The organism is Pseudomonas fontis, from assembly GCF_028656955.1.
Taxonomy (GTDB): domain Bacteria; phylum Pseudomonadota; class Gammaproteobacteria; order Pseudomonadales; family Pseudomonadaceae; genus Aquipseudomonas; species Aquipseudomonas fontis.
The window spans coordinates 24,826-34,052 of record NZ_JAMDGY010000025.1 but is presented as its reverse complement, the minus strand read 5'-3'; the positions used below and the strand labels follow the sequence as shown (position 1 = coordinate 34,052).

The 9,227-nt window shown below is 60.1% G+C and carries 9 protein-coding genes; 1 reads left to right on the top strand and 8 read right to left on the bottom strand.

Features of this window, described 5'->3' with window-relative positions:
- The 4 genes from M5G11_RS11205 to M5G11_RS11190 all read right to left on the bottom strand — a co-directional run.
- Positions 1 to 2,180 (bottom strand): TipJ family phage tail tip protein (locus M5G11_RS11205; RefSeq protein ID WP_273911305.1); only part of this gene is annotated, 2,180 nt, incomplete at its 3' end.
- A 59-nt stretch (positions 2,181 to 2,239) separates the two neighbouring features.
- Entirely contained in the window at positions 2,240 to 2,833 is a 594-nt protein-coding gene (locus M5G11_RS11200) for a tail assembly protein (RefSeq protein ID WP_273911304.1), read from the bottom strand.
- Between the two features lie 56 nt (positions 2,834 to 2,889).
- Entirely contained in the window at positions 2,890 to 3,312 is a 423-nt protein-coding gene (locus M5G11_RS11195; RefSeq protein ID WP_273911303.1) for a hypothetical protein, read from the bottom strand.
- A gap of 22 nt (positions 3,313 to 3,334) precedes the next feature.
- Positions 3,335 to 3,733 (bottom strand): hypothetical protein, encoded by a 399-nt coding sequence (locus tag M5G11_RS11190; protein ID WP_273911302.1) that lies wholly within the window; start codon positions 3,731 to 3,733, stop codon positions 3,335 to 3,337.
- Between the two features lie 222 nt (positions 3,734 to 3,955).
- Between M5G11_RS11190 and M5G11_RS11185 the strand changes: the two genes are divergently transcribed.
- The gene (locus M5G11_RS11185; RefSeq protein ID WP_273911301.1) at positions 3,956 to 4,186 is read left to right on the top strand and encodes a hypothetical protein; all 231 of its coding nucleotides are present in this window, start codon (positions 3,956 to 3,958) and stop codon (positions 4,184 to 4,186) included.
- 118 nt (positions 4,187 to 4,304) lie between these two features.
- Here the strand turns inward: M5G11_RS11185 and M5G11_RS11180 are convergent, their stop codons facing one another.
- From M5G11_RS11180 to M5G11_RS11165, 4 genes are read right to left on the bottom strand one after another with little or no spacing between them, the layout of a single operon-like run.
- Positions 4,305 to 5,060, bottom strand: a complete 756-nt coding sequence (locus tag M5G11_RS11180) for a C40 family peptidase (RefSeq protein ID WP_273911300.1) — start codon at positions 5,058 to 5,060, stop codon at positions 4,305 to 4,307.
- A gap of 2 nt (positions 5,061 to 5,062) precedes the next feature.
- On the bottom strand, positions 5,063 to 5,815 hold the full coding sequence (locus tag M5G11_RS11175) for a phage minor tail protein L (RefSeq protein ID WP_273911299.1): 753 nt from the start codon (positions 5,813 to 5,815) through the stop codon (positions 5,063 to 5,065).
- A gap of 11 nt (positions 5,816 to 5,826) precedes the next feature.
- A complete protein-coding gene (locus M5G11_RS11170; protein WP_273911298.1) occupies positions 5,827 to 6,165 on the bottom strand; it encodes a phage tail protein in 339 nt (112 codons plus the stop codon).
- Positions 6,166 to 6,168: 3 nt separating this feature from the next.
- Positions 6,169 to 9,225, bottom strand: a complete 3,057-nt coding sequence (locus M5G11_RS11165) for a phage tail tape measure protein (protein WP_273911297.1) — start codon at positions 9,223 to 9,225, stop codon at positions 6,169 to 6,171.
- Between the last annotated feature and the right edge of the window lie 2 nt (positions 9,226 to 9,227).

Below are 9,227 nucleotides of genomic sequence, written 5' to 3'. Positions count from 1 at the left end.
AGGTGGGTGACTGCTGGCGGCAGCCCCTCCTTGCCTCTGAGCTCCGTGAGGTTCGAGCTTTTCCAGGTCGACGAGATGTCGAAGGCACTGACCGCTCGAGCGCGGGCCAGATATGCGCCCGCATAGATCCCAGTTACATCGACTGAGGTCGCCCCGGTGCGCTGCAGCTTGATCCAGTTGCCATTGTCCTTGCGCCACTCCACATCGTAAGCCACAGCGCCATTCACGGACGGCCAAGCGATTGTCATGGTGCTTACGGCTATACCTTGCGAGATCGCGTAGGCCGAGGTGAGTGTGACGCTGGCCGGTGGCGGCACCGCAGTGATCGGGATCACGCTGATCGGGCGTTCTTCCAGTCGAGCGCCTGTATCGATGTGAGCGAACTTGCTCGGGTCGTACTGCACGGCCGAGATTTCGAACACGCCTGGCTCTGGCCTCGCCACGCTCACTACCCGGTACAAAGGAATAGCTAGGTCGTTAGCATCGAGCGCCCACACCAGTTCACGCTCGGGCGCCACGGAGTAGGAAACGGTCACCGTGACCTGCCGGCCGCTGACCAACTGCACTGTACGCCCCTCGCACTTGCCGTCGGGCAGGTTGAGAATGAGCCGGTCGCCAGGCTTGGCCTGGGTGTCGCGGTCAAGGGTGATGAGCCTGCCATTCACCGCCGAGATGCGCCCGCCAACTGGACGACCAGCCAGCAGTTCGTCAGCAACCGGGATCACGTAGCCAGGCAGCGGAATACGCCCGTCGAGACCGACCCTGAAGGTAACAGCCCGGTCCTTGGAGTTGGTCAGTAGTGCCCACTTGCCGCGGCGCTGGGCCTCCGACTCACGAGTGCATCCTATAGCGCTGATCTCCAGAGGATTGTCGCCGTAGCGGCGCTGCAGCTTGGCGTCCGTAACGGCTGTTACATCGGTATCGTAGTTGTTCGCCGAGTTGTCGTAGCTGATCAGCGCCCGGGTGTAGCGCGTGCGCTCCGACGCGCTGGAGTAGGTGAACTTTCCGTCAATGACGTTCGCCCGGGTATAGGCGAAATCGAAGTCAGTGGCCCGCGGCATATCCGACAGGGTGAACACCTGGCCCTGAGCCCAGTAAGTCATGCCCCGGTATATCGCCGAGATGTCGCGCAGCAAGGACCAGGCATCGGCCTTGCTCTGCAGATTCAAGTTGCAGATGAAGCGCGGCTCCATGCCGCCCTTCCCATCCGGCACCAACTGGTCGCAGTACTGCGAGATGCGGTACAGCTCCCACTTATCGACCATCCACGGCTTGATGCGGCGGCCAAGGCCAAAGCGGTCGTTGGTGGTAATGCCGTAGGTAGCCCAGGTGGGGTTGTTGGTGTAAGCCTCCTTCAACGTCCCATCCCAGATACCACTGTATGTGCGCGAAATTGGATCGTAGTTGCTTGGGACCTGCCATTTACGCGCCTTGCAGGCGACGGTAACTGCTGGGATGCTGCGGAATTGTTCGGCTGAAAACTCGATGTAGAGCAGAGCCGTATTGCGGTAGGGAATTTTCGCGTCAATCACCTCCGTGAAGCCGGCGATCTGCATCGTGTCGGAGATTTTGTTGTTGTTCTGGTTGATCGTCAGGCGCGTGATGCGCATCAGCCAGCCAGAAGTAGCCTTCGGCAAATCGATGCGGCGGGTGCGCTCGTACACGCTGGTGGTCTTGCCGTCGACAGCTTCGCTCAGCACCTGCCGGTAAGCGCCGCCGTCGGTTGCCAGTTCAACCTTGTACTCGATCCGGTACCCGTTGATGTTGCCGCCGGCATCCACTGACTGGAGCGCCGGCCAGGCGAAGCGCACGCGCACGGCGGAAAGCTGGGTGTTGCTGATCGCCCGGACCCATGGCGTGCCGCTGCGCAGCTCAGTGCTGATTGTGGTTTCGTTCTCGACCGACGGGATCCCCTGGATATAGGTCTGATCCACCGCCCCGGTGCGCCACTCCCACTTTACGTTCGGGAAGTTCATGTTGCCTTGGGGGTCTTGCAGTGGGGTATTGTCGAGATAAATGTCGCGCGCCGTAGGCGTGCCTTCGAATTCACCCTCACCGATAGCGATGAGCATCTTGGCAATAGCGACCGAGCGCAGACTGTCCGGGGCTTCCGTTGGCGTTTTTGGTTTGTCTTCGCCGCCCTTGGCGCCGTGGATGTCAATCTTGCGTGCTGCGCCCATGCTTTTCTCCAGGCAATAAAAAAACCGCCTCTTGGCGGCTGCGGTGGTGCGGGGATTTTCTACATCTGGTCTTCGGCGTAGATGGCGGCGCTGATAATCGCCCCGCCCCAGCGCCGCTCGCCAATGCAGAGCGGCACCGGGTTGCCCGAGGCCGTGGTGTTCTTGGCGCTGCCGAAGGCGTAGCCGGGGGTGTTCTCTGGCGCGGCGCTGGTCTTGAGGCCGCCTGCCTGGGGGCTGAGCATTTGGATTACGCCGCCGGCGACAAGGCCAATGCCCGCGCCTATGAGCGGAGTGCCGAAAGGCGTTGCAGAGAAAATAACACCCACAACAATCAAGATCGCACCGACAATGGTTTGAAGAATACCGCCGCGCTTGCTGCCTACGACCACCGGCGCGATGCGGATATCTCCGGCACCGTTGTAGCTCAGCTCCTTCTCCCCGATATTGCGCTTATCGCGAAACACCGCGAACTCAAGGCCGCGTGACTTGGCATTCGAAAGAAACCGCTCGAATCCAGGGATTTGCACGCATAGTGCTTTGATCGCCTCAGCCGGCGATTTCACAGCGAGCCTGAAGGACTTTCCGAACTGTCGGAGTTGCCCGTGCAGGCGAATCGTCGTCATGGGTTGGTAGTTGATCGCTGATGTCTGCATCACTTTCTCCGGAGCAATAAAAAACCGCCCGGAGGCGGCTTCAAGGTTTTCTTGATTCAGTTGTAATCGACATATGGCCCTATGTAGAACCCAGCCATGTCGCCGCTGATACGGTAAAGGCTTTCCTTGCCCGACTGCACCGTAGCCGCGATGGTTCGAATTGCGGCGCCTGCGCACAAGCCTGAGCCCGCCAGGCCAGCGCCGAGATTTGGCGATCCCGGCGGAAGGTAGAATGTAGCTCGCTGACCAGTACCGATTTTTGCAGCTCTGCGGCCGTCGACATAAACAACAATGTCGCAACCAGAGCCGGCAGCGCCGGAGTCGCGTACCACGGTGATTTTTCCGCTCTCTCCAGCCGGTTTAGTCTGGAAGGCATAGACCTCGTCCGACGGAACCGGCTTCGCATCCCGCACCGAGATCGCCGATGAGGCACATCCCGCCAGCATCGCCACCGCTACCGCCGCTATCAAAATCCGCATTCTGTACTCCTTTTCGAATCGGTCACTGACCGGAGCCCGCCTGATTCACCGTCCGGTTGAAGTCTAAAAGCGCCTGCCATGCATTGGGCTGGCAGCCGAACATATTATCGCACCATAGCTTTGCGCTGATCTTGTGCTTGCCAGAGCCCAGGGCGTCCTTGGAAACCTGCGCGGCCAGTGAGGGGCTGTTCGGTATCGGATTGTATGTGTCGAAATAATCAGTACCGTAGTTTTGAATTTTCGTCCCGGCATGACTCAAAACCCAGCTGCGCGCTGCAGACCACATCACCTGGCACTGATTTTCGCTTGTGCATACGGGCGTCGTTCGCTGGGCCTCCGATCGCCAAGCGTCAACCTCCTGCGTGTTAGCGCAGCCAGCCAAAAAAGCGAAACCCATCAAAACAGCTACCGTGCGCACCATCTTTCAACTCCTGTGATTTGTAGCGCACTCTAGCACTGCGCCATCACAAGATCGAACAGACCTAATAACTACTCGAAAGAAGCCTGTCCGGGCATCCAGCGTGGATGGAAAGCCAGTACCACGCCATCATTCCGCCATAGTAGCGTTGCACCTCCAACGAACTGCCCCAGTCCGTTGCCGGAAAGCCCATGGACTGGGGCATTGATGACCTAGGAGGTCTACTTGAAAACACTAGATCAGCGAGTGGTAGAGCTTGAGCAAGCCCTGAATTCCGTAGGGACTGCCCTGCAGAACACCCTCATGGCGGTTGTGACTACGCTCAATAATCAGCCAAATTTTGACCGAAGCGCCCTGCAAAACGAGCTTGAAGAGATCAAGCGCATTCACATCGAGAACGGCAATCAGCGCCTTTACACCGATGCAATTTCGATGGTTCAAGACTGCCTGAAGTAACGGGCTGTGCGGCAGACACTCGTCTGCCGCCACCCATATCTATTCCGCACATTACAACCTTTCCGCTCGGCAAAAGCGCTTTCTTGATTTTCATCATTTCTCCTGCGGCATGGCCGCTTCATTTCGCGTCCCGATGACGCAACACAAGGCGCGTCCGGTCGAGCCAGGGGCCGCCGAACACAATGATTTCTGATGGCCTGCCCAGCAGGTGGTGCAGCATGAAGGGGCCAGGACCGAAGACCTGGGCATGCTCCTCCGCCAATTTGGCCTCGACGCCAAGATAGATGCCAGCGTGGTTCGGGTGCGCGGTGCGCCCGACAGCCATGACGATCATGTCACCGCGCTGAGGCTGGCTCACCTGGTAGAAACCGGCAGCCTCGTAGGCCTGCTCATAAAGACTCGGGCCGTCCGCCTGCTCCCACCATCCTTCCTCCCGGGCATAGGCCGGGAACTCCAGCCCCCACTCGCGCTTGTACCAATCGGCACAGACCTGCCAGCAATCCCAGGCGCCATGTACAAATGGCCGGGCCAGCAGCGGCGTTGCCCCCGTCGGTGTGATCGTGCGCATGTCCCCCTCCGGCCACGACAAAATGTGCCAGGGCAAAGCCGTGGCTTCGCACATGGCCAAGTCGCGCGGCGAGGGTCTGCTGGTGGCGTCCGGGTGTGAGTGCACGATGCCGATCACCTGGCCCTGATCTTCGGCCTCGGCGTACTGCTCGGGCGCGATGCGGAATTCTTCAGCAGGCTCGCTCGCAGTGTTGGTGCAAGGGACGTAGATCTGCTTGCGACCTTCAGCCAAGACCAGACCGCAGCACTCGCGCGGATACTCCGCCGCCGCGTGCGCCTGGATGGCTGCAATGATGTGCTTTCGCATGGTCAGCTCCGTGCGATCAGGGATACGGCAGGAAAGCCGCCGAAGGACAACTCGTTGTTCTCTCCGAAGCGCAATTTGCAGGACGACAGGCAGCCCTTGCACTGGTCCTTCGACGGGTCGTCCGTAGGGTTATCTTCGTCATCGAACATTGCCGCACCGGTGTAGTTGCAGTCAGGTCCGCGGTATCCACCGGTCATGGCCCAGTGGCAAAAGGTTGTCATTTGCCGTCCGGGAAGCCCGTGGTTGTCGATCTCGCCCGGGGAAGACAGCTCCCAGACCACAGCCTCGCCGTCTTCACTGGTTTTCTGGTCGATGTACCAGATTTCCAGCGCCTCCTGGGTCGGGTCGGCAGTTGGGTTGCCCTCGGGGAAATTCGCCGCATCAAGGTACTGGGCGAGGGTTTCGCGAACCGTCAGCTTGAACTTCAGAAGGTCTTCGAATGCGAGGCACAGCGCCGTGACGCGGCCGTTGATGTTGCCGGCGGCGAACGTCGGCCGAGAAGCTGTGCCGTCGCTACTCGAGGAGATGCCTTCGATCTGCACCGGCCAGGCAGCGTACTCCTCGCCCTGCCACCAGATCGACTTCGCCGGCAGATCCTGTTCTGAATGCTCATACGCAATCAACTCTTCCGGTGTGTGCGGAATGGCGTGACCGTGGAAACGAAGGTAATCCGCGCCATATTCGGTCCCGTCAATTTCAAACAGGCGAATCTCTCCACCGGGCTCCAGTTTCTGGACGTCCGTAATCAGCGCCATGGGCGGTTACCTCAGGGGTGGAAGGTTTGTTCGAAGGTCGCGGTGATCGCGTAGACCTGGCCGCCACGGTGCACGGGCTTGTAGCCGTTGCACTTATAGAGGCCAAGATCGCCCAGGGGCGGCTCCCAGAGGAAGCCCTTTGCACCCTTGTGCCGGTCGATGAAGTCCGTGATGTCCTTGATCCGGCCCTTCATGCCGGTGAAGGTGACCGGCCAGGACTGGGATTTGTTGTTGATCCCGTCCTCGGTCGACTGCGCGTAGCCGTCGGCAAACTGCTTCGTGCGTACGCGCTGCTTGATGTCCCCCTCTACGCCTTTTTCAGTGGCCCAGGTGAATCGCTCAATTGCCATAAATCATCCTTTTACGTTTCGGCTACTCACGCCGCCTTGGCGCCAAGACTTGGCGATCTCTTCAGTTGCGATTTGCCGGGTGCGCGACTCCATGTTGCGCTGGAACAGTTCGGCGTCGAACTCGGCCCCGTCTGGGCGGCCGGCCTCCTGGTCCGTCAGAATGATCGGCATGCTGAGGCTGAGGTTTACCCCGCCACCGCCGCCTCCAACCGCAGAAACGCCTAACTTGCCGTTGGCTGTTCGGGTGAGCGGCATGATTGCCTCATCACCCGCCTCGCCCATGATCCCCGTCTTGCCGCCGGCCATGCCGAACGCAGTTGGTTTGCTGACGATTGAGTTGGTGAAGGCACCGCCGTCGGCGAACATCTGCACACCGCCCGACCAGGCCCCGCCCTTGGCTTGAGCGTATGCCCCGGTGTAACCAGCTTGAGATGCGCCAAGATTCGACGAAGCTGCGCCAGCAGAGCCGGCAGCCAATCCGTTACCGCCACCAGCGCTGCCGCCGAAATAGCTGGCCGCTGCTCCAACCAGGCTGCCGAGCAGAGCAGAACTCGCCTGCCTGGTCGCAATCCGCGCCATGTCCGCCAAAATCGATTTGGTGAAGTCCGCAAAGGAAAGCTTCCCAGTCATGGCGAAGTTGAAGATCGAGTCCTCCATGGAGCTGAAGGCGTTACTGAACAGGCTTTTTGTCTGACCGGCGATGTTCTGCGCTGAGTCCAGGTAGTTGTCCCAGGCAGCTGTCGCACCCTTGGTCCAATCGCCCTGAGCACTCTCCACGTCCGCATAATTCTGCCGGATCTGGTCCGTAGCGGCCTTATTCGCATCGGCAAGCGCCTGCGACTTCCTCTTGAACTCCTCTTCCGACATGTTGCGCGATGGGTCGGATTTCTGGTTGGCCAACTCCAGCGACTGCTGAGCAAACCGGTCTTGCTGGCTGTTCAGCTCGCCGTTGAGTGCGTTCTGGCGGTCACCCTGCCCCACACCGAGTACTGCGCGTTGGCCAGCAAGTTCCAGCGCTCGCTGCTGCTGAGCCAGGGCCTGCACGTAGGTGGTGATCGCCCGCTCCTGCTTGGCCAGGCGCCCGGTCTCGTTGGTGGCCAACACCTCAAGCTGGCTGTCGGCCTCCTTCTGCGCCTTGACCATCCCTGCGCGCGCGTCAGCTATCTTCTGGTCCAGCTGGATGCTCTGGGCAGCAGTCGTGGATTTCTTGCCTTTGACGGCCTCCAGCGCAGCAATCTCAGCCTCGTAGGCTGCGGTCACCTCGTCGCGCTGGTTGCCGATCAGGGCTTCGCGCTTCAGTGCGTATTCGGACTGAGAAATCAGCCCAGCCTTCTCTGCCGCGTCCAGTTGCTTCTGGGTGTTTTTGTACTCATCAACGATGGCCGCCAGGTTGTTCTTGGCGTTGTTGAAACCGGTCAGGTCAACCTGACTTGCAGCCGCCTTCGGGTCCTTGAACTTGTCGTTGATGTTGGAGATGTTTTTGTCGACTTCCGATTGATCGAGCCGCGAGTCTTTCGGGTCAACCTTGCGGATATCGTCGAGTTGCCGCCTGTATTCCTTGATCGCCTCGGTGCGCTTCTGTTCGTTCGTCCACGACGACTTGGTCAGGGCATCGATCTTGGCCATCGACGAAACAGCATCGCCTTGTGCCTTGGCCTGCTCGCCCTCCCACTTGGCGATATCGGCCTGGGCCGCCTTTTCGTCTTCAAGCATGTTCAGGCGATTCTGCCGGAACTCAATCAGGGCATCCTTTGACTTTTGGTTTTGAAACAACCCATCCATATTCTGGGCTTCGAGCAATCCGGCCTTCGCGTCCTCAATGTCCGAATTAATGTCACGACGTCCGGCGTTTTTCAGTCCATCTGCCGCCTTGGCAACTGCGTTATACGCCCGCTCCCAGAAGCTCAGGTTTTCCAGGATCTTGGGGGTGCGCTCGTTGATTGCATCGGCGTACGAATCGGTGGCCAGCTTCACAGCTCCGGCGTGATCGCCCTGCTGCTCCAGTGCGGCAATCTGCGAGTAAACCGAGGCCGTCAGGTAGTGGTACTGCTCGTTCAGCGCAGCAGAGGCCTTTACCGGGTCGTCTGCCAGCTTGGAGAACTCGGCGACAGTCTCGCTCACGGCCTTGCCGGTGGCTTCCTGCATCGACACGGCGGCCTGGGTGATGCCGGTGAAGCTGTCCCCGGCGATCTTGCCGTTGTCAGCCAGCAGCGCCAGCACGGCTGCGGCTTGGCCAGTGGTACCGACCGTTGCGCTCACCTGGCGCGCCATATCCCCCAGCTGGCCAGCGCTCACTCCCGCGTAGTTGCCGGTGAGGATCAGCGACTTGTTGTATTTGTCCTGCTCTTCGCTGCCCTTGTAGTAGGCAACCGCCAGGCCGCCCACTGCTGCGGTGGCTAGAGCCAGTGGCCCCAGGATGGCGAGCAGCCCGGCAGCGCCTGCTCCAGCCCCGGCGCCCAACTGAGCAACCGCACGCACGCCACTTCCCCAGTCACCAGAGGAAAGCGCATTGCCCAACTGCACGACGTTTTCCTGCGCCTGGCGGGTACCGAGGCGCAGCTTGTCGAAGCCGGTGGTGGTCTTTTCGAGCTTGGCGTAGTCCTTGTCGATCTTGCTCAGGGCGGTGTTGTACTGATCCTGGCTGATGCGGCCGGCGTCCAGGTGTTTGCCCAGTTGCTCGACCTGTGTGTCCAGCTTGGCAAGCGCGCCGCGGGCCGGGTCAATCGCCCCCAGCAGGCTATTCAGCGCTTTCTGCTCATCCATCGCAGATTTAGCCAGCGCAACCTGCTGCTTATCGAGCTGCGCGGAGATCTTCGCCGCCTCAGCCTCACCATAGGCCCCGGTCTTCGTCAGCTTCGCGAGTGCTTCACGCTGCCTGGCCAGGTCCTGGGTAGTTTTGGCACCGGTGGACAGCGATTTCTCCAGCGCCTGCATTTCGTTCATCAGCGAAACGGCTGACTGCTCGGCACGGCCACCGGCCTTCGCCATTTCATCCAGGCTCGTTTTTGCCTGGATTGCATCGGCCGAGTCGATCTTGACGCCGAGCTCTGCAATATTCATCG

Bases quoted from the DNA above. Each gene is read 5' to 3' on its own strand.
- M5G11_RS11165 (WP_273911297.1), bottom strand. From the start codon at position 9,225: ATGAATATTGCAGAGCTCGGCGTCAAGATCGACTCGGCCGATGCAATC.
- M5G11_RS11190 (WP_273911302.1), bottom strand. From the start codon at position 3,733: ATGGTGCGCACGGTAGCTGTTTTGATGGGTTTCGCTTTTTTGGCTGGC.
- M5G11_RS11180 (WP_273911300.1), bottom strand. From the start codon at position 5,060: ATGCGAAAGCACATCATTGCAGCCATCCAGGCGCACGCGGCGGCGGAG.
- M5G11_RS11200 (WP_273911304.1), bottom strand. From the start codon at position 2,833: ATGCAGACATCAGCGATCAACTACCAACCCATGACGACGATTCGCCTG.
- M5G11_RS11170 (WP_273911298.1), bottom strand. From the start codon at position 6,165: ATGGCAATTGAGCGATTCACCTGGGCCACTGAAAAAGGCGTAGAGGGG.
- M5G11_RS11195 (WP_273911303.1), bottom strand. From the start codon at position 3,312: ATGCGGATTTTGATAGCGGCGGTAGCGGTGGCGATGCTGGCGGGATGT.
- M5G11_RS11175 (WP_273911299.1), bottom strand. From the start codon at position 5,815: ATGGCGCTGATTACGGACGTCCAGAAACTGGAGCCCGGTGGAGAGATT.